This is a genomic window from Roseovarius sp. B-10 (genome assembly GCF_056859295.1).
This window is the reverse complement of the sequence record NZ_JBSXOE010000034.1, coordinates 41,892-66,734: the sequence shown is the minus strand read 5'-3', so window position 1 is coordinate 66,734 and position 24,843 is coordinate 41,892. Positions and strand designations below refer to the sequence as shown.

Annotated in this window: 21 protein-coding genes and 1 pseudogene; 7 read left to right on the top strand and 15 right to left on the bottom strand. The window is 61.3% G+C overall.

From position 1 onward, the window contains the following. Positions 1-2 precede the first annotated feature (2 nt). The 10 genes from AC13D8_RS11395 to AC13D8_RS11350 all read right to left on the bottom strand — a co-directional run bounded on the left by AC13D8_RS11395 (position 3) and on the right by AC13D8_RS11350 (position 11,485). On the bottom strand, positions 3-743 hold the full coding sequence (locus tag AC13D8_RS11395; RefSeq protein ID WP_482968937.1) for an ABC transporter ATP-binding protein: 741 nt from the start codon (positions 741-743) through the stop codon (positions 3-5). After that, positions 740-1,768 (bottom strand): branched-chain amino acid ABC transporter permease, encoded by a 1,029-nt coding sequence (locus AC13D8_RS11390; RefSeq protein WP_354545386.1) that lies wholly within the window; start codon positions 1,766-1,768, stop codon positions 740-742. The genes AC13D8_RS11395 and AC13D8_RS11390 overlap by 4 nt, the downstream gene beginning before the upstream one ends. Continuing rightward, positions 1,761-2,645, bottom strand: a complete 885-nt coding sequence (locus tag AC13D8_RS11385; protein WP_354545387.1) for a branched-chain amino acid ABC transporter permease — start codon at positions 2,643-2,645, stop codon at positions 1,761-1,763. The genes AC13D8_RS11390 and AC13D8_RS11385 overlap by 8 nt, the downstream gene beginning before the upstream one ends. A gap of 26 nt (positions 2,646-2,671) precedes the next feature. Next, positions 2,672-3,847, bottom strand: a complete 1,176-nt coding sequence (locus AC13D8_RS11380; protein WP_482968936.1) for an ABC transporter substrate-binding protein — start codon at positions 3,845-3,847, stop codon at positions 2,672-2,674. A 26-nt stretch (positions 3,848-3,873) separates the two neighbouring features. After that, positions 3,874-4,674: an enoyl-CoA hydratase/isomerase family protein gene (locus AC13D8_RS11375; protein WP_354545389.1), complete on the bottom strand. Its 801-nt coding sequence runs from the start codon at positions 4,672-4,674 to the stop codon at positions 3,874-3,876. 19 nt (positions 4,675-4,693) lie between these two features. Next, positions 4,694-6,241: an AMP-binding protein gene (locus AC13D8_RS11370; protein ID WP_482968935.1), complete on the bottom strand. Its 1,548-nt coding sequence runs from the start codon at positions 6,239-6,241 to the stop codon at positions 4,694-4,696. Further along, on the bottom strand, positions 6,234-6,743 hold the full coding sequence (locus tag AC13D8_RS11365; protein WP_482968934.1) for a (2Fe-2S)-binding protein: 510 nt from the start codon (positions 6,741-6,743) through the stop codon (positions 6,234-6,236). Before AC13D8_RS11365 ends, AC13D8_RS11370 begins: the two co-directional genes overlap by 8 nt. Further along, positions 6,731-7,558 carry an FAD binding domain-containing protein gene (locus tag AC13D8_RS11360; RefSeq protein ID WP_354545392.1) on the bottom strand — a complete coding sequence of 276 codons (828 nt, stop codon included), beginning with the start codon at positions 7,556-7,558 and terminating at the stop codon, positions 6,731-6,733. The genes AC13D8_RS11365 and AC13D8_RS11360 overlap by 13 nt, the downstream gene beginning before the upstream one ends. Next, positions 7,555-10,515, bottom strand: a complete 2,961-nt coding sequence (locus AC13D8_RS11355) for a xanthine dehydrogenase family protein molybdopterin-binding subunit (protein WP_482968933.1) — start codon at positions 10,513-10,515, stop codon at positions 7,555-7,557. The genes AC13D8_RS11360 and AC13D8_RS11355 overlap by 4 nt, the downstream gene beginning before the upstream one ends. 103 nt (positions 10,516-10,618) lie before the next feature. Beyond that, the gene (locus AC13D8_RS11350) at positions 10,619-11,485 is read right to left on the bottom strand and encodes a helix-turn-helix transcriptional regulator (protein WP_482968932.1); all 867 of its coding nucleotides are present in this window, start codon (positions 11,483-11,485) and stop codon (positions 10,619-10,621) included. Between the two features lie 527 nt (positions 11,486-12,012). Here AC13D8_RS11350 and AC13D8_RS11345 point away from each other — a divergent pair. Next, positions 12,013-12,414 (top strand): helix-turn-helix domain-containing protein, encoded by a 402-nt coding sequence (locus AC13D8_RS11345; RefSeq protein ID WP_482968931.1) that lies wholly within the window; start codon positions 12,013-12,015, stop codon positions 12,412-12,414. A gap of 825 nt (positions 12,415-13,239) precedes the next feature. Here AC13D8_RS11345 and AC13D8_RS11340 read toward each other — a convergent pair. The 4 genes from AC13D8_RS11340 to AC13D8_RS11325 all read right to left on the bottom strand — a co-directional run bounded on the left by AC13D8_RS11340 (position 13,240) and on the right by AC13D8_RS11325 (position 18,056). After that, positions 13,240-15,291: a hypothetical protein gene (locus tag AC13D8_RS11340; RefSeq protein ID WP_482968930.1), complete on the bottom strand. Its 2,052-nt coding sequence runs from the start codon at positions 15,289-15,291 to the stop codon at positions 13,240-13,242. A 381-nt stretch (positions 15,292-15,672) separates the two neighbouring features. Beyond that, entirely contained in the window at positions 15,673-15,834 is a 162-nt protein-coding gene (locus tag AC13D8_RS11335; RefSeq protein ID WP_482968929.1) for a hypothetical protein, read from the bottom strand. A gap of 8 nt (positions 15,835-15,842) precedes the next feature. After that, entirely contained in the window at positions 15,843-17,060 is a 1,218-nt protein-coding gene (locus AC13D8_RS11330; protein WP_482968928.1) for a M24 family metallopeptidase, read from the bottom strand. Between the two features lie 105 nt (positions 17,061-17,165). After that, positions 17,166-18,056, bottom strand: a complete 891-nt coding sequence (locus AC13D8_RS11325; RefSeq protein WP_482968927.1) for a LysR substrate-binding domain-containing protein — start codon at positions 18,054-18,056, stop codon at positions 17,166-17,168. A gap of 95 nt (positions 18,057-18,151) precedes the next feature. On the opposite strand from AC13D8_RS11325, the gene AC13D8_RS11320 reads away from it, so the two are divergent. The 6 genes from AC13D8_RS11320 (at position 18,152) to AC13D8_RS11295 (ending at position 23,954) form a co-directional block, all read left to right on the top strand. Continuing rightward, positions 18,152-18,952, top strand: coding sequence for a creatininase (locus tag AC13D8_RS11320; protein ID WP_482968926.1), 801 nt, complete (start codon positions 18,152-18,154; stop codon positions 18,950-18,952). A gap of 51 nt (positions 18,953-19,003) precedes the next feature. Then, complete coding sequence (locus AC13D8_RS11315; RefSeq protein WP_482968925.1) at positions 19,004-20,122, top strand: polyamine ABC transporter substrate-binding protein; 1,119 nt, start codon at positions 19,004-19,006, stop codon at positions 20,120-20,122. Between the two features lie 74 nt (positions 20,123-20,196). Then, entirely contained in the window at positions 20,197-21,045 is an 849-nt protein-coding gene (locus AC13D8_RS11310; RefSeq protein WP_482968924.1) for an ABC transporter permease, read from the top strand. Next, a complete protein-coding gene (locus AC13D8_RS11305) occupies positions 21,042-21,842 on the top strand; it encodes an ABC transporter permease (RefSeq protein ID WP_482968923.1) in 801 nt (266 codons plus the stop codon). Before AC13D8_RS11310 ends, AC13D8_RS11305 begins: the two co-directional genes overlap by 4 nt. Next, entirely contained in the window at positions 21,839-22,945 is a 1,107-nt protein-coding gene (locus tag AC13D8_RS11300; protein ID WP_482968922.1) for an ABC transporter ATP-binding protein, read from the top strand. Before AC13D8_RS11305 ends, AC13D8_RS11300 begins: the two co-directional genes overlap by 4 nt. Positions 22,946-22,970: 25 nt before the next feature. Next, positions 22,971-23,954, top strand: a complete 984-nt coding sequence (locus AC13D8_RS11295; protein WP_482968921.1) for a GlxA family transcriptional regulator — start codon at positions 22,971-22,973, stop codon at positions 23,952-23,954. A 534-nt stretch (positions 23,955-24,488) separates the two neighbouring features. Here AC13D8_RS11295 and AC13D8_RS11290 read toward each other — a convergent pair. Further along, a pseudogene (locus AC13D8_RS11290) lies at positions 24,489-24,833 on the bottom strand (transposase); the annotation flags it as partial. Positions 24,834-24,843: the final 10 nt, after the last annotated feature.

The window sequence follows — 24,843 nt, the reverse complement described above, 5'->3', positions numbered from 1 at the left end:
TCTTATCCCTGTCCGAAATACGCTGCCTGAACCGCCGGGTCGGCGCGCACCTGAGTGGGTGACCCCTCGGCCAGTTTCTGGCCCTGGTGCATCACCACGACATGATCGGATATCTCCATGACCACCCCGATATCGTGCTCGATCAGAAGGATCGAGACATCCTTTGCCAGTTCACGGACCATCCGCGCGGTGTCCTTGGTGTCCGAATGGCTCATGCCCTGTGTCGGTTCGTCGAGCATCAGGACGCGCGGCTCAGAGGCCAGACACATGGCGATTTCAAGTCGCCTTTGTTCGCCGTGGCTGAGCGTGCCAACCTGTTCATTGGCCTTGGCCCCTAGTTCGAACCGGTCGATCAACTCCGTCACCTTTCGCGCCGCGCGATCGGTTCTTCTTGGCGGCCAAAGCATGTGACGCACTGGTTCCAGCCGCTGTGCCGCAAGGCGCAGGTTCTCTCGCACTGTCATTTCGAAGAAGAGGTTGGTGATCTGGAACGAGCGAGCCAGCCCTACGTGCTGCAATTCGGCGGGAGATCGGCCGGTCACGTCCCTCCCATCCATCACAACCCGGCCATATCCGGGTTTCAACGCCCCCGAGATCAGGTTGAAGAGCGTCGTCTTTCCCGCGCCGTTCGGGCCGATCACGGTCGTGATATTGTTTGCCTTTGCAGCAAGGTCCACGTTCGATACCGCCTTCAGTCCTCCAAAGGAAATACCGAGTCCTTCGGTTTGCAGAATATCAGTCATAGCATGCTCCTGAAGGGGGCTTCGTCTTCTGCACTGTCCGAGCCCGTCCGTGGCGCTAGCATGCGCTCGACAAGCGGCTTGAACAGACCGACAATGCCCTTTGGAAGAAACAGGATGGCCCCTATGAAGATCAGCCCAATCGCGATCAGATGATGTTCGGTCATGCTTCCCATCACCGATTTCAGCATGGTCAGCAGCACCGCACCGTAGAGCGCGCCAGCCAAGGTCCCGGCACCTCCGACGATCACCATGATCAGCGCATTGCCCGACATGGAGAAAAACATCAGCTCCGGCGAGACGAACCCCCTAAGCATCGGGTAGAGTGCGCCGCTGACGCCGGCGATGATCGCGGCAAGAACATAGGCCACCATGCGCGGCCACCATGTCGAGTAGCCAAGAAACGGCACACGCTTTTCGTTTGCCTTGAGAGCGATGATCACCCTGCCGAACGGCGTGGTGAGCATGTAGGCGGCAACGAAATATAGGATGGCGATGATGCTTAGCGTCAGCAGGAAGAATCCGAGTGCATTGTCGGCGGACAATGTGACGAAGCCCAGCGGAATTTCCAGGATCGGTATTCCGATGAGCCCATCCGAAGCGCCAAGCTCGCGGGTGTTGTAAACGACCTTTGCCACGACCTGCGCCATTCCGAAGGTGATGAGCGCAAAGTAGACACCACGCACGCGGTTGGCGATCAGCCCGCCCACGATCCCGGCAATCAGGCTAACCCCAGCTGCGACGCCAAGGGCAAGCCAGAAGGACGGCACGTCACGCAGCACGAGCGCGGCGGTATAGGCACCCACACCGAAATAGAGCGCCTGACCTAGCGACAGAAGCCCGCCGAATCCCAGAAGAATATCCACCGACAGGGCCAGCCCTGCCAGAATCAGCGCCTCGGTCGCCAGCCGAAGGTAGAACACGTCGCCCGATGCCGCCGCCAGCACGCCGAAGATAAGCGCCGCGAGCGCCAGAATGCCCGAGAAGACGTGGTTCGCGCGCATGGATATGTCGAGACGGTCAAGCATGTCCGATCCTCCCGAAGAGCCCCTGCGGCCGCAGCATCAGCACGGCGACCATGACACCGAAGACGATCGGCTCGGACCAGACGGGCGACACGATCAGGCTGGAAATCGCCTGCACCTGCGTCAGCACGATACCGGCAATCACTGCACCCCAGATCGAACCCATGCCGCCGACGATCACCACGGTGAAGGCGATCAGTATGAAATCGCGCCCCATGGTGGGAAACACGGAATAGACAGGGGCCAGCAGCACCCCGGCCAGACCGGCCAGGGCAACGCCGAATGCAAAGGCCCCTGAATAGACCCAGCTGACCCGCACGCCAAGGCTAGCGGCCATGTCGCGGTCGAACGATGCCGCGCGGACCATCGCACCCAGCCGCGTGCGATAGACGACAAAGGCGACGACCAGTATCACTGCGATCCCGATCGCGATCAGGAACAAACGGTAGGTGGGAATGAACACGCCCAGAAACTCGGTCGCTCCGGGCAGCGGGTTTTCGGGCCGATGCGTGTTCGGCCCGAAGATGATCTTGAGCACGTCCTCCAGGATGAGCGCCAGACCGTAGGTCAGCAGCAGTGTCGAAACGTGCCGGTCCGCCCCGTCGTAGACGCGGCGCACCAGATAGCGTTCAGCGACGACCCCCAGCGGGATCATGAGCACCGGAACCAGCGCGACCAGCACCCAGTAATTCACGCCGAACGCGCTCAAGGCCAGCGCACCGAATGCCCCGATGGCATAGAACTCGCCGTGGCTCATGTTGATGACGTCGAGCAGGCCAAAGATGATCGTCAGGCCCAGCGCCACGAGGATCACGGAGATCCCGAGCGCCAGACCGTTGAGCATCTGCGGTGCCAGAACGAATTGGATGAATTCGATCATTTGGGATCTCCGTTCTCCATGACCGCCTAGAAGCGGTCACAGACATCCTCGCCAATGGCGTCCTCGCCGGCGATGCGATCGGCGATGGTGAACGCGCCATCCTTGACCTCCACGACATAGACCGGCTGTATTGCCTGGTGGTCGCCCGCGCGGATTGTCTTGACACCCTGCGGCGTCTCCCAACTCAGACCTTCGAGCGCTGTGCGCACCGCATCGGTATTCGTGGACCCCGCAGCCTCGACCGCCTTCTTGTAGGCGAAGAGCAAACCGTAGCTGTCGGCGCCATAAAGGTCGGGATCGACCCCGTTGCGCTCGTTGAACGCCTCAACAAAGGCCTTGTTCTCGGGCGTGTCGATCTCGGTGGAATATCCCACACCGGTGATGAACCCCTCGGCCGCATCACCAATGGCACCGATATTCTGACTGGTAACCGTGCCTGAGGCACCGAGAACGGTCAGCCCGTCCAGCAGGCCGAAGTCCTTTAGCTGGGTGAACAGGCGCACCGTGTCATTGCCTGCCACCGAGGTGTAGAGAACATCGGGGCGCGCGGCGCGGATGCCGCCGAAATACTGGCTGTAGTCCTTGGCATCCAATGGCGCGAACACCTCGTCGGTGCTTTCAGCCCCGACACTTTCGGCATTCTTCCGGAAGGCGGCGACGGTCGAGCGGCCCATCTCGTAATCCGGCCCGAGATAAAAGACCTTGGCGCCTGGACGCTCGCGCTTCAGCCAGACGGCAAGGGCGGCGGATTGCTGCCCGGCCCGGGCATTGACCCGAAACACGTTGGGCGAACATCCCGAACCCGTGATGGCATCCGAAAACGAAACGGTGGTCGCGATCAGCTTGCCCGCTCGTTCGGCAACCTGTCCGACGGCCAGTGTGGCCCCGGAATTGACCGTGCCGGTCAGAAAATCCACATCCGAAGCGGTCATGAGCTTCTCGGCCTTCTGCACGGCGACCGCCGGATTGGCCTCGCTGTCCTCGTAGACCAACTCGATCTGCCGACCGTCGATGCCACCGGCGGCATTGATCTCCTCCGCAGCCATGTCGAGGCCCCAGCTGACCTGCTGGCCGATACCTGCATAGGTGCCCGAGATCGGCGTGACCACACCGATACGGATCGGTCCCTCCTGGGCCAATGCGGCGGTTCCCGCCAGCGCCGCGACGGCGACTCCGGCAAACAGTTTCTTAACAGACATCATGCTTTCCTCCCTTTTCAAGATGTCACTCAGCGCCCGGAGAATTCCGGCTTGCGCTTTTCGTGGAAGGCGTTGACGCCTTCGGCGAAATCGTCTGACTGGCGAAGTCGGCTGTATGCGTGGCCTTCAAGCTCGATGCCGATGGCCACCGTTGCATTCTCGCTGTCATTGATCAGTTTCTTCGCGGTTCGCTGCGCCAGCGGTGAAAAGCCGCGCAGCTCGTCCACAAGGCGTGCTGTGGCCGCGGCAAGCTCGCTGTCCTCGACGACCTCGGTGGCAATACCCCAGTCATAGGCTTGCTGCCCGGTGATCCGGCGCGAGCGCATGACTACATCCTTGGTGCGCGCGATTCCGATGATCGCCTGCAGGCGCGCCGACCCGCCGGAGCCGGGGATTTGTCCCAGCTTCTGTTCGGGAAGCGCGTAGCGGCAGGACTGGGTCGCGATGCGGAAATCGCAGGCGAGCGAAATCTCGAATCCCACCCCGAAGGTATAGCCCTGGTTCGCGGCGATCACCGGCTTCGACGCCCGCCAGGGGGCCGCGACGTTGTCGGCCAGATGACTGACATGCTCCGGCGACGCCTGGAGAAACCCCTTGATGTATCCGCCAGAGGAAAAATGCTCGCCTTCGGCGCGCAACACGATCACCCGCACGCGGTCATCGTGGTCGAGCGCCTCGAAGGCGGCGCGAATCTGGTCGCGCTGCCCCATGTTGATGACGTTCATCGGCGGGCGGTCGAGGATGATGTCGCCGCGCTCCGCCGCAGGGTCTGTCTCAACGCGGAATCCGTCGAGGGTGTCCAACCGGGGGTCGGGAATGGGATGGGTCATTGCGTCTCCTTTTCGCCCGTTACCGGGCGGTCTGCTTCGAAATGGATTGCTCTGGCGCATAGTCGCCAGAGACGAGATGCCGCCTGAGCAGCTTGCCCACGGGGGATTTCGGAAGTTCGGCGACGAAAACGAACTGCCGCGGGCGTTTGAAACTGGCGAGATCCGAAGCGCGGCAAAAGCGGTCGAGCGCCTCTGCCGTGACATCGCCACGACGCTTGACGAAGGCCGTGACAATCTTGCCCCACCGCTCATCCGGCAGGCCGACCACGGCACATTCGACAACGCCCTCGTGCATCGACAGGCAGCTCTCGACCTCAACCGGTGAGACGTTCTCTCCTCCGGTGATGATCATGTCGTCGACGCGTCCGGTGACGAACAGATCGCCATCGGCGTCGAAACGTCCGCTATCGCCGGTGAAATACCAACCGTCGATCAACGACTTGGCATCCGCCTCTGGGCGGCGCCAATAACCCTCGAAGGCCTCGTCGCCTGCAAGCGTGGCGATGATTTCTCCTTCAACGCCAGCAGCAACGACGCGCTCTGGATCGCCGCTTCCCATCTCGACGATGCGCAGGTCCTGGTTCAGGCCAGCCTTGCCTGCCGAGCCAGGTTTGGCCGCGGCATTCTGGTCGATCGAGAACGTATAGACCTCCGACGACCCGTAATGGTTGACCAACAGGTCCGGCCGGAACGCCGCTCCGACCCGCTTCAGCAGACCGTCGGTCATCGACGCACCAGCGAATCCCAGACGTCTGACATGGCTCAGATCGGTGCCCGGAAAATCCGGGTGATCGAGCAGGTCGTGATACAACGTCGGCACGAGGTAAAGCGACCCGATCCGTTCCTTCTCGATAAGGCGCAGCGCCCATGCGGAATCGAAGCGTGGCAGGCAGATAAACGCGCCGTCCAGCAGGTGCATCGCGAGAAGCGAGCGCACGCCCATCGTGTGATAGAGCGGCATGACCCCGAGCGTGGCGTCGCCCCGCGGCATCAGGTTCTGGGCCACATGGGCAACGGCCGCCGCGCGCTCTGCCCGGTGGCGGCGCGGCACGCCCTTGGGCCTCGCGGTGGTCCCCGAGGTGTAAAGCATGATCGACCAATCCTCCGGACCGGCCATCGCAGGCGTGTCCGGGGCGCTTCCCATCGCGACCTCTTCGACGCATACAGCGCCGTCGAGATCACAGCCGTAGACCCAGCGCGGCAAATTCATCGCCCGTGCGGAAGTGGCAATGGCGTCGCGGCTCGCGCCATCACATACCACCAGGCTTGCCTCGCTGTTCTCGAGGAAAAAGTCGATCTCTTCGGCCGTTGCGCGCCAGTTAACCGGAACGACCGTCACACCCGCAAGCTGACACGCCCAGTGGAGCCAGACTGCCGCACGGTTGTTCTGAAGCGCGGTAAGGATCCGGTCACCGTGCCGGACCCCGGCGTCTTCCAGACCGGCCACCAGCGCCGATACGCACCGGTAGAGCTGCGCATAGCTCAGCCGTGTGTCGCCATCCACCAGCGACAGCGCATCCGGCGCGCGCGAAACGGTGGCAAGCAGTGATCTTCCAAGATCAAGCATTCTGCGTCTCCTTCCTGAGGGCTCGTGCCGCCTCGACAGCGGCGTCGAGTATCTGGCGATACCCGGTGCATCGGCACAGATGCCCTGAAAGCACTTCGCGAATACGCCCCGCGTCCGCCTCGGGCTCGGCCTGCAACAGCGTGTCGAGCGACATCAGAATTCCCGCAGTGCAGAACCCGCATTGCAACGCGTGATGTCTGCGAAACGCTGCTTGAAGGACCGAGAGCCGCCCTGGCTCGGGCGCCAGACCTTCAACCGTGGTGATGTCTGAACCCTCCACCTGCACCGCGAGCGTCATGCAGGCGCGTGCCATCATGCCGTCGATCCGGATCGTGCAGGCCCCGCAGACGCCATGTTCACAGCCCACATGGGTGCCCGTCCGGGCGAGGACATGCCGTAGGAAATCGCTTAACAGCATGCGCGGCTCGGCCGGCCCCTCGACCGACTCGCCATTGAGACGAAAGCGAACCATGTGGTTTTCATCGGCACTCAGTCGGCGCATGAGCGGGCCTCCCTGATGGTGGTCTCTCCAAGGCGACGCACCAGATCACGGCGGTATCGTGCCGAGGCGTGCATGTCGTCGCGCGTATCGAGCGACCAGGCGAAGGCATTCAACGCCTCGGCCACATCGGCCGGGGCGAGGTTCTCCCAATCGGCAACGACCGGCGTGTCGTTCACCCCACCGACGGCGAGGCGCGTTAAGGAACCCCGCACCACGGTGGCGCAGGACACGATCGCGAAATCACCCTTGCGCCGCCCGACCTCGCGAAAGGCGGTGCCGGTGCCGGGAGGGGTCAGGGGCACGTCCACCGCCTCGATCAGTTCGTCATCGGACTTTTCCGTCACCATCATGCCCAGAAAGAACTCTCGCGCGGGCACGGTCCGGCGCTTGCGACGGCTTTTCAGATGAACCCGCCCGTCCAGCGCGACCAGAACCAGAGGCAATTCCGCAGAAGGGTCGGCATGGGCTACCGACCCGCAGACCGTGCCACGCATCCTTGTCTGGATATGGCCGATCCACGGCGCAGCCTGCGCCAGCAGCGGCACCTCGTGCGCGAGGCTGGCACGGGTGGAGAGTGCCTCCTGCCGCACCAGAGCCGAGATGCGGAGGCGGTCCCTGGCAACCTCGGGACTCCGCGGCCCCGTCGCGTGCAGGATATCGACAACCACGGCGGGTTGCGCGAGCCGCATGTTCATCATCGCCATCAGCGATTGGCCGCCCGCAAGCACGCGTGCGTCATCGCCGCTCTGCGCCAGAATGTCTGCCGCTTCGTCCAGCGTGTCGACGCGGACATAATCGAACCGGGCCGGCTTCATCGCGCCCCCCCGAACAGCGCTTTCAGGCGCGCCCTGAATCCGTTTGCAGCCGACGCGCCGCCAGCCTTGCGCCCAAGCGCCGCAAAGAACTGCCCGATCACGATGCGCGCCGCGCCGTCCAGCAGGCGCCCGCCCACCGACGCGACCTTGCCGCCGAGCGACGCCTCGTAGGAATACGTGATCTTCGTTGCGCCGTCGCCTTGGGCCGTCAGCGTGACATATCCTGTGCCCTCGCCAGAACCGAGCGCGCCATTGGCCTTGCCCGACAGGGTCGCGCCATGCGGCAGGTCGAGATCGGAGAGAGCGACCTCGACGCGGTAACGCCCCTTGACCGGCCCGACCCCCAACGTGACATCGGCCAGAAACCGTGTCGGTGACAACTTGCGAACATCATGCGCGCCGGGGATGATCGCCGCCAGCTGATCCGCATCCATCAGGATATCCCAGATCGCCTGCGGCGGTGCCGCCACCCTTGCCTCGCCCTCACCGGTCAGGCCGCGGCCCTCTGCTTTGGGTCTGGTGACCACGTCTTCCGGCGCGGCTGGCTCATCCCCGAGATGCGCGGAAAGGCGCGCGGGTGTCAGCGGCAGCGCCAGGTCGGTCCAGCCGCTGAGCGGTGCCAGCGCATCGCCAACGGCATTCGCGATGCAAACGGGCGTAGACATGCAATTTCCCTCGCCCACACCCTTGGCCCCAAGCGGCGTCAGAGGCGAGGGCGTGCAGATGTGCAGGACGTCGAGCTCTGGAATCTCATGAACCGTCGGCACCGGGTAATCGGCAAATGTTCCGGCCAGGAACGCCCCTGCGTCGTCATAGGCATATTCCTCGTAGAGCGCGGCTCCGACCCCGTGGGCAAATGCCCCTCGAATCTGCCCTTCAACCATGCCGGGATGCAGGATCGTCCCGCAATCGTGTGTCGTCACATAGCGATCGATGCGCGCCTCGCCGGAAAGCGGGTCGATCTCCACCCCGCAAAAGTCAAATATGAAGGCATGGCACAGCGAGGAATTGATCCCGTCCGCCTCGGTCGGCGCGGTTAGTTCCGGCGCCGTCCAGATGGCGGTTTCCCGCACCGGGTTGCCGATCCCTTCGGGCAGCGTGGCAGGTGCCCAATGCGCGGCGGAGGCGACCCTCGCAAACGCCAGCCCGGCCTCGGGGTTGCCCGCCGCAAACACGCGGCCCCCATCGAAGCGGATATCCTCGGGCCGCGCATTGATCCGTGCGGCGGCGATCCGGGCGAGCCGGTCGCGCAACCGGTCCGCCGCGATCTTGACCGCGCCCGCCGAGGCACCGGCAAATCGGCTGGCATAGTTCCCGGCCGCGATGGACCAGGCGTCGCGCGCGGTATCCATCGCCGCGAGCACACGCACCTGGGCGGGCTCAAGGCCGAAGACATCCGCCACCACCTTGGCCGCGACCGTCCGATGGCCTTGCCCCTGCGGCACGGAATCAAGCTGAACCGTGACGCTGCCCACCGGGTCGATGGCAATGGTTGCCGCACTTTGCGCGCCGTTCTTCGGCCCCGCCTTGGCACGTTCCTGCGGCGTCAGGGCGGTGGACAAATAGCCCATGTTCGATACCGATGGCTCCACCGCCGCCGCAAGCCCGATGCCGTAGAGGCGCCCCTCGGCACGGGCGGCGGCGCGGGCTTCAAGCAGTGCATCATATCCACCCTGCGCGAGCGCGGTCTCCAACGCTAACTGGTAATTGCCAGAATCATAGGTGGCGCCGCTGGCGGTCCGGTATGGAAAGGCGTCGGCGGCGATAAGGTTGCGCCGGATTACCTCGACCGGATCGAGTGACAATTCCTGCGCGATCCGCGCCATCAATCGCTCCAACGCGAAGTAGACCTGCGGGCCTCCAAAACCGCGGTTCAGACCGGTCGGCGTCTTGTTGGTCATCACTATGCGGTTGCGCACCGACAGGTTGGCGATGTCATAGGCCCCGCACAGGTTACCGTGCATCCGGTAGAGCGTCGCCGGTTCCGGCGCTCGGAGATAGGCACCCACATCCTCGACCTGATCCCAATTGAGGGCCGTGACGCGCCCCTCGCCAGTCACCGCCGCGCGCAGGGTGGTCACCCTGTTGGTGGCCGAGACGCTGGCCGACAGATGCTCCAGCCTGTCCTCGACCCATTTCACTGGCCGGCCGGCCAGCCGCGCACATGCGGCCATAAGGACCATATAGGGAAACACCCCCTGCTTGACGCCGAAGCTGCCGCCCGAATCCTCAGGCGTGCGCAGGCGCAGTCGGTTGCCCGGCACGTTCAGCGCGCGCGCAATCACTGGGTGGATCGAGAATGGCCCCTGGAAATTCGCCAGCACGTCATAGGCCTCGCCATGCGGATCCCATTCGGCCACCAAGCCGTAGGTCTCAATCGGCGTGCACGAATTGCGTGGATAGCGGATCGTGATGTCGACTGTCCGTTCCGCCGTATCAAAGGTGCTTTCCGGATCGCCATAGCGAAAGGAACGGTCCGCCCCTAGATTCCCGGAAAGCCCGGCGTGAAGCTGTGGCGCATCAGCATTCAGGGCGGCCAATGGATCAAGCACCGGCTCCAACCTGTCGTATTCCACAACGATCCGGTCCAGCGCGTCCTCGGCAAGATATCGATTGTCGGCCAGCACCACCGCCACCGGCTCTCCGGAGTAGCGCACCTTGTCGCGCGCTATTGGCCAGCACTCTATCGGGATTTTCACCCCAACCATGAGCGGCGCGGCGATGCTGGCATAATCGTCTCCGGTAATAATGGCACGCACACCGGGCATAGCGCGCGCAACGGATGTGTCGACCGACCGGAGGCTGGCATGGGCATGCGGGCTGCGCAGGATGGCCGCGTGCACGCACATCGTCGGCACCGGCAGGTCATCAATGAACCGTCCGCAACCGGTCAGGAGAGCCGCATCCTCGACCCGTTCTGCCCCGACCGCCGCGATGTCTGCGCTCTCGCTGGCCATAAAGGCCTCTCCTCTCCTGGCAATTCATGCCCCTCGGAGAAGAGGTTACGTAGGCTTCGCATCGAAAACGATTTCCTAGGGTCGCGTAATTTACCCTCGAGTCTCAAATTCGCAGGATATCCGAGACGTCCCCAATCCTGGAGATCGCGCGAAAACTCGACGGAGTGACTCCAGAATGATCCCGGAAGAAGCGGGTGAAATGCGCCTGCGTGCTGAAACCGAGCCGGTCGGACAGCGCACCGAAGCTCACATCGCTGTCAACCGTCGCACTGACCGCCTGCTCCAACCGCACGACATTGAGAAACACCCTCGGGGAAACCCCTGTGGATTTCTCGAATACGCGAAAGAAATTGGCGCGGCTCATCCCCGTTTCGGCCGCAAGCCTGTCAATGCTGTCCACCCCGCCGGGGTCTTTCCGGATCGTCGAAATGGCCTTGCCGACACGCCAGTCGATCCCGTTCGTCCGCGCTGCACTGCGCAGGCCTGCGCCGACGTTTCGCCAATCCGTGAACCGCTCGATCACGGTGATCATGAGGTCCTCGAGCATGTTCTCATGCTCATCTACAGCAGTAGGCGCATGCACCATGCTCGCCGCCAGTTCCATCGTCATGCGGCGGATCTGCAGCGTGTTTTCCCCGACGATACGGCCAAAGAAACCGCCGCCCCCGCTCGCCGCCCAATTTGACCGCATCTCCGCTAGCCAGATCGGTTCGATATACAGCGCGAGGATGATGGTGCGTGGCCGCGACGGATCGTGCACATAGGCATGCGGCGTCCAGGCGTTGATCAAAACGGCTGTCTCATCCGTCAAGGGCGCTACGCGGTCGCCCACTAGAAATGAGGTGTCCGCGCCATCGACCTTCAGGAGCACATGACAATGCGGATGCGCATGGCGCACGAGCGACCTGTCCATGTCGAGAAGGGCGACCCGCCCGAATTCTCCGTTTCTGATCCTGAGAGCATCTGACATGGGAGGATCCTAACCGGTATTGCCCGGAGCGTCATGTTGATTTGAGCCTGCACGGTTGGCAGCGGCGTTTAAGCGGAATGTTTGCAGAACATGACGCCTTCGATGATCTTCGACAACTGGTTGTTTGCCCCCTGCACTTCCATCCATGCGGGAACGACGATCGGCCTCCCTCCGCTCAAAGGATCATTTGGACCTGCCGGACCACTCAGGCCAGAGAAACGACGCATTCTCAGGCTGGTCCAAGTTGTCCATGCGGTCCACAATTTTCAATTCGCCTTACCATTTGCGCGATTCCAGAGGTCCCGCCGGTCCAAACAGTCCGAGTAGTCCACGTTGCCAGGACTGCATTTTGGTTTCGAACCTGATGGCGGCCCTACCTCGCCAGTGTCGCCTTTTCCATGTTTCCCCATCAGCAAAATGGTGCCGTTAGACTAATTCTACCCCCGCCCGTTCCCCGTCAGGCCGTTGCTATAAATAAAACACGCAGCTGACACGCTGTGAGACAACGGTTTGAAATGAGGAAGAAAATGCCCAAGAAGCCATATGCCGATACCCGGCTCGCGAAATACATCGAGAAGCGCGTGATGGAGCTCAAGCCCCGGAAGTCGCAGATCGAGATCGCCGTCGAGGCCGGGTTCGTCAGCCAGAACATGGTCACCATGATCAAGAACGGCTCGAGCAAGCTGCCGCTCGATCGCGTGCCGAGCCTGGCGCGCGCGCTTGAGTGCGATCCAGCCTATCTGTTGCGCCTGACGCTCGAACAGGTGGAGGGCGACACGGCGGCGCATGCGCTCGTGGAAATCATGGGCACGCCGATCACCGGCAACGAGCTCGGCTGGCTGCAGGAGATCCGCGAGGCTTCGGATCACAGCGACCCGCGCATGACCAGCCGCGGCCGCGCGGCGATCCGGGCGATCTTCGGGAAGTAGGCGCATGAGTAGCCAGAGCAGCACATCTGCCAGGGAGCGGTATTCCTGCACACGTCGGCTCGGGTTTGGCCCTGAAGACCTAACCGACAACGAGGTCGCATGGGTGGAGTTCCTCCGGATGATCAGCGATGGCCGCGATCCGCGCCCGACGCTTCGCCGCGTGCAACTGCTCAGGCGCGTGTGCAGGAAGTTCTGAGGGCGTGGCAGGTCACCCGTGATGCAGATCGCGCGAGGCGACTTGCCAGGTCGATTTTCCAACTTTCACACGACAAGATGTGTCTGACCGTGACCTGTCATTCAAGGCAGCTTCCTTACAGAGCCCGTGAGAGCGCGCAGGAGCGCCGTGCCTGTCACATGGCTTGTGCAGCCGAAACAGCGCCGAGAAGGCTCAGTGAGCGCCTCAAGCGCTCTGAGGGGGCTCGTCGGCAGCACCTGGCGAGATGCCAGCATGCCTCTGGGCGGGACAATTCAATTAGCTCTTAACCCCCGAACCATGACGTCTATTTCTCGAATATGCCGAGTCCTGAATGCCGGATCCGAAGCGCACGATCACCTGTGTAGCATCAGTAAGTGCTGAATTTATGGCTTCTGTCGGTAGAACGCGCGTCGCACACACGACGTCCTGCCCTCCTAACTGGGGTAACCCTCCTTCCCCCTCCATGGAGACAAGAAGGCAAGTAGGGAAGAAGAACCACGCAGACAGACAGCCCCCCTCTTTCTAGCTTCGCAACCTCAAGAGACAGCCCTTGCACCAGCCGTGACAATCTACTTTCTGAGGCGACTCTATGCCGTCGCTCTTGGAACGAGACCAGACGATCACCGGACTCAACTCCACGAGAAGCCGCGCCAGCGGCGGCCAAGCATATCCAGAGCGTCAGCGGTCACCTCGTTGAGCTCCTGCCACGCGTCGAGCCCCTGCCCTTCTCTATCTATATTGCGTGGTAGTTTCTCTCCTGCTTTAAGTCTTCTTTCCCTCGCTTCAAGCTCCCCCGCGCGCTCCCTGAGCTCCAGGCCATAGACGCCGCGCGTTCGCATCTGGGCCTCAGCGTCATCAAGTAGGTGCTGCCAGGCCGCTACGGTGCCCAGCCGGAAAGACAAGAACGGCCTCGTCAGCTTCTTGAACGAGACCTGATCGAGATCGTTGATCGTGACGAGGTGGCGCTCCTCGAGTATATCCGCCCCGGAAAGCGTGACTTCGACGCGTGCACGGCGCTCGTCGTCCGGGAGCACCTTCTTGGTGCCGCTGACGGGATTCCTTTGATCCGCGATCTTATGCTGGATCGTGACGTGCACAGATGCGTTCTTCGCACCTTTTGCGACGGTGGAATTGAGATGCAGCACTTCTCCAGGCTTCTCGGTCAGAATGCGATCCCTGACTTTCGAATCCTCGATCATGTGATCCGGCATGGTCGCGCCAGGCTTCTTGTGAGGGAAAAGGTAGCGTATCTTCGTTCCAGATTTCTTGCGGTCGCGAAATTGCTGGCGCGCATCTACATGGCACGGCGTTTCCACTTCAGGCCGCACGAGAAGATAATGTGGCACCCAGTGATGTCGCTGCAGCAGGCCGACCATCCGTTCACGGAGCAGGATGCGATGCGCCTGATCGGCGGTCTTGGGATAAAAATCCACGGCTACCTCGATCAGGTGAAGCGTCACGTTACCGACGATGCCGCTATCCTCCCGGATTACGTTCATGATCTTGCCCAGCATGGTCGGCATGGGCGTCTGTATCAGGATCGCGAAATGAAAGCCGCTGCGTTTGTTCATATCGGGAGCAGGTAACGCTGCGCCCCACTTGAACTTGTCTTTCTGGGGATGTGTCAGATCCTGCACAAAGACCTTGATACCCGTCACTTTCTCTATCGTCTTTTGCAGATCCTCCCAGTGAACCTGGGACTTCGTATCGACGAGGATCGCAATCCTGTCGACAAGCGCCTCGACCTTGTAATTCCCTCGAATGGCGGCATCCGGCGCGAGCACAATCCTTCCGGAACGATCAGGGCGCGTCTTGCCGCTTCGAGATGTTGGCGAAACGGGCAAGCAGCGGTATTCGAGTTTCGTATCAGGAACATCTTTCCCCGACAGCGCTCGGTATTCGATTTTCTCTGCCGGGGACGAATAGGAAAGTGGTATCGAAAACGGTGCGGTTTTCGCAGGAACTGGTGAAGGCTGAACATGGTGTCGCGCGGGCTGGATGTCCTTCTCCCCGGAAATCGCATCGAGCACGGCGTGGATCTCGGGTGATTTCGTGACGCTCTTGCTGCCATGGGTCACGGTGCCTGATTTCAAATGTGAAAGGTAAGCGGGTAACAGGCGCCGCGTCGATCTCAGTTTCGCATCGAAATCTGACGCCTTCCTGCTCTCGGCGAACAATTTTATCCACCAGTCACGAAGGTCATGCTTGGTGATGTCTTGCTTGCGAGTATTGGGGCGAGGCCGCGAACTCCTGTTCACCACGTTTGTTGACACGGCACGAACGAGGCTGTCCTTGTTTCGCGCGCGACGCTCTCTCGACCGGAGCCCGAAGAGACAGGCCGCGACACCCTTCAGGATCTCCTTGTAGTCCGGCGTTTTTCCCGATGTCTTCTGCAGGCCGGGACGTCCTTCGAGCAGCAGCCAGTGACCGAACAGAACAAGTTCGGCCTGCGGTCTGGCCTCTTTCCTCTCGGCCCGGATCGCATCTTCGAGGTTTGCCGGCACGTTAGCTGCCCATGCTTGCGAATCTGCATGAACAAGCGTGTTGAGGCGCAGGATGAAGCTGTATTCCTTCGTCGCCGGGGTAATCTTGCCGTGCTCGAAGAGATCCGACTTCGCCGCCAGACGTCTTGCGCTCGCCTCCCGAACGACTTGCGCGCCTCCGTTTGTCGAAGATGCCACTATCCCCTCCTGCAAGCGAGCACCGTGTGACAGCATCAAGGTGGTGCATTTGTTCAGCCAATTTGGGTAACGCCATGGACGACAGGGTCAACCTCCGGTTCCAATTGCAGGCATCGCTATCGGGAGGCGGCCGCGGTCTGCCAGGCAATATTCAACCGTGGTCAAGCGTTCCGAGCGCATGTCAGGCAACCAAAATGCTTCGCCGGGGATGAGGAATGGCTCGGTCTCCGTGAGTACACAGCACGCCGGGTCCCGGCACGAATCTGAAGTCCTAGGCACAGACCGTGACCAATGCTCTCGGCATACATACCAATCGGGTGCTGGTCGCGGCTAAGCTAAAGTTCACTGGCGGTCAGGGGAAGCCTCGCGTTGCGAAACGTCTCAAAAACCTGCTCTGGATGCCATGAGCAGAGCAACCGGCTTTGCTGCCGCCGCGTGCCAGTGTTCGCGTGCTGGCTCATTGGCAAAGCTGTTCGTTAATACGACAACCAGCGTCAGGAAGACGCTGGCTGCCGCAACGAGTATAGTGGCTTGCTTCACCATGACGGGCGTTAGTTGCCGCCGACCACGTTGTGGTCAGGACCGAAGGGAAATCCGGTGATGTTCTCGGCCCCGTCCTCACCGATCACGAGAATGTCGTGCTCGCGGTAGCCGCCGGCACCCGGCTGTCCTTCGGGGATCATGACCATCGGCTCCATCGACACGACCATGCCGGGCTTCAGAACCGTCTCGATGTCCTCGCGCAACTCCACGCCTGCCTCGCGGCCGTAGTAATGGCTGAGCACGCCAAAGCTGTGGCCGTAGCCGAAGGAGCGGTATTTCAGCAGGTCCCATTCGCGATACATCTCGTTGAGCTCGATCGCGATATCCATGCAGCGCGCGCCGGGCTTCATCAACTCCAGCCCGCGGCGGTGCACGGCCACGTTTTTCTCCCAGATGTCGAGGCCCGCATCATCAACGCTGTCGCAGAAAAGCGTGCGTTCGAGCGCGGTATAATAGCCGAAGATCATCGGGAAGGTGTTCAGGCTGAGGATATCGCCCGACTGCACGACGCGGTTGGTCACCGGGTTGTGCGCGCCATCGGTGTTGATGCCCGACTGGAACCATGTCCACGTGTCCATCAACTCGACGAAGGGGAAGGACTTGGCGATCTCGCGGATCATGGCGTTGGTGCCGGCGATCGCGACCTCGTGCTCGGGCACGCCCGCGCGCACCGCGCCCGCCACGGCGTAGCCACCCACATCGGCCACCCGCGCGCCCTCGCGGATGAGCTTGATCTCCTCGTCAGACTTGATGGTCCGCATCCACATCGATGGCCCGCTCACATCGACGAACTCAACACCAGGCAGCGCATCCTGAAGTAGATTGCGGTATTCGAGGGAGACATGATCGAACTCGATCCCTATGCGACGCGCCTCCTTTGTCAGGCCCTGCACCGCGCGGTAGAAATTGTCACGACGCCAGTCGGTATAGGTGACGTTGCTGCCGAAGCTCCGCCGCCACGGCTGGCCGCCGTCTATGCCGGCCGAGATGGTGGTCGCATTCTTCTGGTCGATGACCATTCCGTATTTGCGCCCAAAATAGCAGTAGAGCCACCCCGAATAATAATTGATGCAATGGTAGGAGGTCAGGAGCGCGGCATCGACGTCGTTCTGGGCCATCCAGCCGCGCAGTTCGTTCTGGCGACGGGCCATTTCATTGTCGGAGAACGGCGAAAATTCTTTTTCTCCGTTGTGCCACTCGGTCACGTGCAGCATGTCGTCAAGCATTTCAGGGGGTCTCCTCGCTGTCTTGGATACATATCCGCTAGCAGCAAAGCCCTGAGAAACATAATTAATAGGATTGATTTTTGAATAAGAAAGGCAAATGCAGTGTCAACCGCGCGCCAAGGTCGGTTTGCGAAAGGCGCTGACGCCTTCGGTGATCTGTTCGATCAGCTTGAGCGCCGCATCGGACGCCTTGATATGCTTGTAGAACAGTCCGACATGCAGGTTGGCCAGCGGCGGAAAGCCCTCCTTGGGCGAGAGCACGCGCATGCCGGGAAGTAGCGTCTTCTTGGTCAGGGCGGTCACCCCCATACCGTCGAGCACGGCGTTCTGCAGCGCGGTGATGCCCGGGCTCTCGAAACAGATGCGCCATTCCCGCCCCTCGGTGTTGAGCGCGTCGATCATGCGCTTGCGGTAGAAGCACTGCTCGGGATGGGCGATGATCTGCACGGGCTTGTCTAGACTGAAGCGGTAATCGCGCCCGCACACCCAGAACGGGCGTTCGGACCAGTAGAGCGAGACATAAGGCGCGGGCATCGTGTCGGTGATGGCGATGGCGAGGTCCAGCTCGTCCACGTGAAGCTGGCTCAGGATGTTGCGGCTCCAGTCGCAGCGGATATCGAGGCTAACATCGCCATTGGCATGGGCGAAATCCGCGATGATCCGCTGGAAATAGCTGATGGCATAGTCCGTGGGCAGTCCCACCCGCAGTCCGCCCATGAACCGCGCTTTCTGAAGGTTGGCCACGGCGCGGTCGTTGAGGCGTAGCATCTCGCGCGCGTAGCCGATGAGCGCGTGCCCCTGCGGCGTGAGCTCGAGCGCCTTTCCCTTGTGCTGCAGCAGCTTGGCTCCGACAAGCTCTTCCAGCCGCTTGATCTGCAGGGAAATCGCGGGCTGGGTGCGGCCAAGGACCTGGCCCGTTTCGGTATAGTTGCCCAAATCCACCACGGTGACGAAGGTTCGGATCAGATCGGTTTGCAGGTTAACGAACTGGCGCATGATTAAAATTCCTTATCCACATATTGCTACTATGAATTTTGAGCATAGCGCAAGCTGTTCTACGGTCTTCCAGACCAGATCGGGAGAGGACCAAGATGGCACAAGACACGGTTTTTGCAGCAGAATTGCCATGGCCCGAGTATCAGCGGCGCACCCGCGGCGGGCGCGTGCCGATTCTCATCCCCTTCGGCTCGATGGAGCAGCACGGCCATCACATGCCGATGCATGTCGACGTGCTGTTGCCCACCGAATTCGCGCGCCGCGTGGCGCAGGAGGTCGGCGGACTCGTCGCGCCGCCCTTCACCTATGGCTACAAATCGCAGCAGAAATCCGGCGGCGGCAATTTCTTTCCAGGCACAACCAGCCTCGACGGGATGAGTCTCGTGCATGCGCTGCGCGACGTGGTCCGCGAATTCGTGCACCAAGGCAACCGGCAGATCTGCATAGTCAACGGCCATTTCGAGAACGCATGGTTCATCGCCGAGGGGGTCGACTTGGCCCTGCGAGAGCTGGGCTGGTCCGGCATTCACGACACCAAGGTCGTGGTTCTATCCTACTGGGATTTCGTGGATGAAGCGGCGATCGCGCAGCTTTATCCTGACGGCTTTCTCGGCTGGGATATCGAGCATGGCGGCGTGCTGGAAACCTCACTGATGCTGCGGCTGCATCCGGATCTCGTGTTCCTCGAAAGCGCCGTCGACCACGCGCCTGCCAGCTTTCCGCCCTACGACGTCTATCCGCCGCATCCGGACTGGACCCCCGCGAGCGGCACGCTGTCCTCACCAAGGGAAGCCACCGCGGAAAAGGGCGACATCCTGCTCGATGTCTGCACGCGTGGGATCGTCAACGCCCTACGCAACGAATTCAATATCCGCGACCGGGTCGCGGCCGAGTGAGCCGATCCGAACGAAAACACAAAACCGAACACCAACACGGGAGACCCCAGAATGACACACAGCCCGATAATCACCAGCCGCCGCAGCCTCCTGAAGATGACGGCGGGCGCGGCGCTGGCCACGCCGTTCCTGTCGATCCGGGCGGCGGCACAGACCGTCAACCTATCGATGCTGGCCTGGTATGGCCATGCCGAGCCCGATATCGTCGGTGAATTCGAAGAGGCTAACAACGTCAAGTTCACGCCCAAGTATTACACGGGCGGCGACAACATGCTGGGGCTGATCGCGCAATCGCCGCCGGGCACCTATGACGTGATCCTGTCGGATGCCGAATACGTGCAGCAACTCAATGCCGCCGGCTATATCGAGGCGCTGGACGCCGCCGATTACACCTTCGATGATTTCTACCCCGAGTTCCAGAAATTCCCCGGACACTGGCAGGGCAACACGCTCTATTCGGTGATCACACGCTTCGGGTTCCTCGGCGTGGCGCACAATACCGACGTGCTGAGCGAGAAAGACGCGGCCAGTTACTCGGTGTTTTCTGACAGCCGCGTGACCGGCAAGCTGGGCCATTTCGACTGGCACCTGCCCAACCTCGGCCAGATGAGCCTCGCGGTAGGCAATGCCGCTCCCTATGACATTGACGAGGACGATTGGGACAGGGTGCAGGAGGCGACGATGGCGCTGCGCGGCCAGGTCGGCGGGTTTTTCGACTATGGTGGCACGTTCTCCTCGCTCAATGACGGGCAGATGCTGGCCTTTGCAGGGATCGGCGACTGGATCACCGGCGTGCTGGAGAAAAACGGCGCCCCGGTGCGCACCACCATTCCCGAGGAGGGCGGATTGCAATGGACAGAGTCCTTCTCGATCGGCAAGGGCACGGGCAACTACGAGATGGCCCGCAAGTGGATCCAGTGGATCACCTCGCCCGAGGGACAGGCGAAATCTGCCGACATGGCGGCCTATCCGGCGCTCATCCCAAGCCGCAAGGGCTGGGAGATGCTTAACGCCGAGAACCCCGCCGAGGCGCGGCGGCAGAACATGGTGCTGGGCGAATACAACGCCATTGACATGATCCGCGAAGGGCGCATCCAGTATCGTCAGCTGCCCATCCGGCAGAGCCTTGAGGAGTGGAACGACTTCTGGTCCGACTATAAGGCGGCCTGATGCGCGCGCTGCCGGGGTCTCTTCTCCCCGGTCTCCGGCAGCGCCATCCCGCGACCGCAGTGAAAGCTGATCTCATGACCCGATCCCGCCCCAGTCTGTTCTCGCTCGCCATGGCCCTACCGCTGCTCTTGTGGCAATTGACCTTCTTCGCCTTTCCCCTGCTCTTTCTCGTGGCGATCAGCTTCTGGACCGTCCGCAATTTCCAGATGATGCCAGATCTGAATTTCGCCAACTGGGAGCGCATTCTGACGCGAAACACGTTCTGGGATGCCTATGCGCGCACAGCCATGCTGGCCACGGCGAGCGCGGCGCTCACCAGCCTAATCGCCTTTCCCGCCGCCTATGCGATTTCATTCAAGCTGTCTGACCGGGCAAAGCAATGGCTGATCTTCGTGCTGATCATCCCGTTCTTTACCAGCTATCTCGTGCGCATCTATTCGCTGCAGGTATTCCTGTCCGATGCCGGGATCGTCAACGCAGCGCTTGGGATGCTGGGCCTGGGACCCGTCGGCATGCTCAACACCACTTTCGGCACACTGGTAGGCATGGTCACGCTCTGCTTGCCGCTGGTGATCCTGCTGCAGATATTCAGCCTGAACTTCGTCAACCGTGATCTCGTCGAGGCGGCGCACAATCTTCGCTGCGGGCGCCTGCGCACGGTTGTGTCAGTGATTGTGCCTTCGGCAAAGGTCGGGCTCGTGGTTGCTGCGCTCTTCGCCTTTATCCTATCGTTCGGGGATTTCGTGAGCCCGCTATACCTCGGTGGAGGCAACCCACCGACGCTGTCGATCATGATCACGGACATCACCAAGTCTGGGCAGCAATGGCCGCGCGCCGCGGTGGTGGCGCTGATGATGATCGGCACGCTGCTTACCGTGGCCTTCGCCGCCATCGCCTATGCCTACAAGGAGCGCGGGAAATGACCGGTAACAGCAACCGCCTGATCAACGCGGCGCTCAAACTGCATATCGCAGCCTGCGTGCTTTTCATCTTCGCACCGATCCTGGGTAGCTTTGTCTTTTCGCTCAACTCAGACCGATTTCCGTCTCTGCCACTTGGGCATTTTTCGACCGAATGGTATCGGTTGATATGGGAAGACCCATTCGTCTGGACCGGGTTTTTCAATACCGTCAGCGTTGGGCTAACGGTCGCGATCATCGCCACGACGCTTGGTTTTGGCGGGGCATATACTGATTTTCGCTACAAGTTTCTTGGTAAGAACGTCTATCTTGCGCTGGCGCTGCTGCCTCCCACGATCCCGGTAGTGATCATGGGGCTGGCGATGTTGGCGTTTCTTTCGCGGGTCAGCCTGTCGGGAAGCACGATTTCAATCGTCATCGCACATGGTGTCATGTGCAGCCCCTTTGCCATGGCCATCATCCGCCTGCGCCTCTCGCAGATGGACCCGGAGCTGGAAGCCGCGTCGTGGAACCTGGGCGGAAACGAATGGGCGACGTTGCGCCATGTCATCATTCCCTTCACCAAGCCCGCGATCCTCGCTGCTCTTTTCATCACCATGGCGGTATCGTTCGACGAATTCGCAGTGGCTTGGTTCGTCTCGGGACTCGATGAAACGCTGCCAGTGAAAATCCTGGGCTTCCTGCAGGGGCAGGTTAGCCCGCGCATCAACGCCATCGGATCGCTCGCCTTTCTCAGCTCGATCACCCTCATCATCCTGGCGCAGCTGCTCTTGCGCCGAGCATCAAGGGACAAGTTATGAACATGCAGACAATCATTCAATCGGAGGCGATCGTCAGGCTGGAAGGCGTGGTCAAGAGGTTCGGGCAGTTCACCGCTGTCGAAAGGGCGGATTTCGAGATCGGGCGCGGCGAGTTCCTTGCGATCATGGGGTCTTCGGGCTGTGGCAAGACCACGACACTCAGGATGCTCGCGGGGCTAGAAAATCCGACTGAGGGCAGCATCCATGTCGATGGGGAGCGCGTAAATGGCAAGGCCACCTGGGCGCGCGACACGCCGATGGTCTGGCAGAGCCTCGCGCTGTTTCCGTTTCTGAGCGTCCAGGAAAACGTGGAATTCGGCCTCAAGATGCGCGGCGTGGGCCGCGCCGAGCGGCATGAACGCGCGCGCAAATGGCTGGATCGGATGGACATTCTGGAATTCGCGGACCGCAACATCGCGCAGCTCTCGGGTGGGCAACGGCAGCGCGTGGCGCTTGCGCGCGCGCTGGTGACAGAGCCCAAGATCCTGCTTCTTGACGAGCCGCTTTCGGCACTTGATGCGCACCTCAAGGTGCGCATGCAGGCGGTGCTCTCCAACCTGCAGAAGGAATTGGGTATTACCTTCGTCTACGTGACTCATTCCATGTCCGAGGCGTTTTCGATGGCCGACCGGGTGGTGATCATGAGCCGTGGCAAGATCGAACAGATCGGGACGCCGCGGGAAATCTACCATGCGCCTCGCAACCGGTTCGTGGCCGAATTCCTTGGCTCGGCAAATATCTTTTCTGGCCGACTTGCGGAGAAATCCGGCGAAAGATGGCAAGTCGAGACGCAGCACGGCCTCTTTACTGTGAATGCCTCGAATGCGCCTGAGAAGGCGGTTGGTGACATGGTTACATTCACAGTGGGCGCTGAAAAAATGCAAATCAGCCCTATCGACTCAAACGCGCGTGGTTTGCGCGCCCGGATCGTCGGGGAGGAGTTCACTGGCGGCACGGTCATGATCTTTCTCGAATCCGAGACCGGTGAGGAGTTGAAGGTGCAGAAAAGCCATGATGAACTGCAGTCCATTGATCTTCAAGCAGGCGGCCATCTGATCCTGCATTGGGAGCCAGACAGCAGTCATGTTCTGCCGGGAGAATGAAAGTCGGGCTCAGCGAGAGCCGATCGTGCCGAAAGGGGCGGCGTTCTTTGCCATCGAAACAACCAAGCCGGCACGGCATTTCGCGTTTCACCTTTTACCGGATTTCACGCTTCTGGCGTTCAGCGCCGCGCTCGATCCGTTGCGCATCGCCAACCAATTGGCGCAACTGCCGCTCTACCGTTGGACGGTGACCTCTGCAGCCGGCGAGCCGGTGGTCAGCTCCTGCGGCATGTCCGTGAACGTCGATGAACCGCTTGGCCCTGCCACGCGCGAGACTGATCTCGTCGTTTGCGGCGGGACCGTTCGGTCGGGGAGCGCGAGCAAGAAGCTGCTGTCCCTCCTGCGTCAGCATTCCCGCTTTGGCGGTCGCGTGGGCGGCATCTGCACCGGCACGATCGCGCTTGCACAGGCCGGGCTTCTCGCCGGGCGTCGGGCGACCCTCCACTGGGAAAACCAGCCCGCCTTTCGCGAGACGTTCCCCGAGATCGAGGTGACCGAAAATGCCTACGAGATCGACGGCGGAGTCTTCACCTGCGGTGGCGGTGTCGGTGCCACGGACATGATGCTGGAATGGATCGAGGCGGATTATGGCCCGAGTTTTGCCAATGTCGTTGCGGACATGTGCCTGCACACGCAACGCCGGGCAGATAGAGCGCCACAGCGCGCCTCGATCAGCAATGCGCTCAACAGCCGTAATCCGCTGCTCGTTGGCGCGATCAAGGTAATGCAGGCGAATATCGAAACACCGGTGAGCATGGAGGAACTGGCCGAGGCGGTCGGTTGCTCACGCAGGCAGCTCGAGCGCCTGTTCACGAAATATCTGCAGCAAACGCCGTATCGCTTTTATCGCGATCTGCGCCTGGACCACGCGCGCGGGCTCCTGCGTGAGACCGACCTGAGCGTGTCAGAGATCTCTGTCGCATCAGGATTTACTTCGCCCATGGTCTTTTCGAAGAGTTTTCGGATGCGCTTCGGCTTCTCCCCGGCACGCGGCCGCAAGGCCAAGTAAAGCTGGGCCTCAATCCGGACCGATACGCAATGGTGCCTGGATTCTCTTTTTCGGTGGTGGGTTCAGGCTGAGCAAAGAAACGTAAATTCGCAAGGAGGCTCGAAAAGGTCATTGTCGCGCAGGCGCAAGACCGATCACGTTCAAGGCGTGTCGGCCGGGTAAGTAAAAGATCCGGCCCGGGGATAGGAATGGCTTGATTCTTATTGATAGGTAGCCCGCCGGATCCCGGCACGAATGTGAAGTCCTAGGAAAATCGAAATCGTGATACGGGGATGCCTTCTGGTGCTACCGACGTCGTGTTCCCGGAACCTCCTATACCATGACTATGCGGCCAAAGACTGTCTGCCGAAATGCTCATATCGTATACCACTGAGACGGGCGCATGCCTGACATCCTCGGGATCCTCAATGTCGTAGATACTGAACGGTGCACATGCCTTCCGAACCCGATTTCCAGACGACAGGTTCTCGCGCAACGAATGGCATTGTTGCAGAACTCACGCCTGAGGCGTGATTGCCCCTTTCCCCGCTGATGTCATGCCATGCGGACGATGTCGGCGGTGCCGAGCGCCGAGAAGCGGTTTATGAGGGCGATGCGGATGTGGATTTCGGCAGTCTGGCGGTCGGGGTCTCTTGCGGCGATGCGCTCGCTGAAGGCTTTCAGGCAGCGCATCCTCGCCTCGATCCTGCTGCGGGCATGATATCCAGTCCATCGCTTCCAGAATGCCCGCCCGTAATATCGCGGTGCGCGCAGGGTTTCGTTTCTGGCGCGTGCCGCAGGGCATTTCTCTTTCCACAAGCGTCCGTTCTTGCGGATCGGGATGATCGGAACGGCGTCACGCTCGATGATGGTCTTGTGACAGCGGCGTGTGTCGTATGCGTATCCAGGA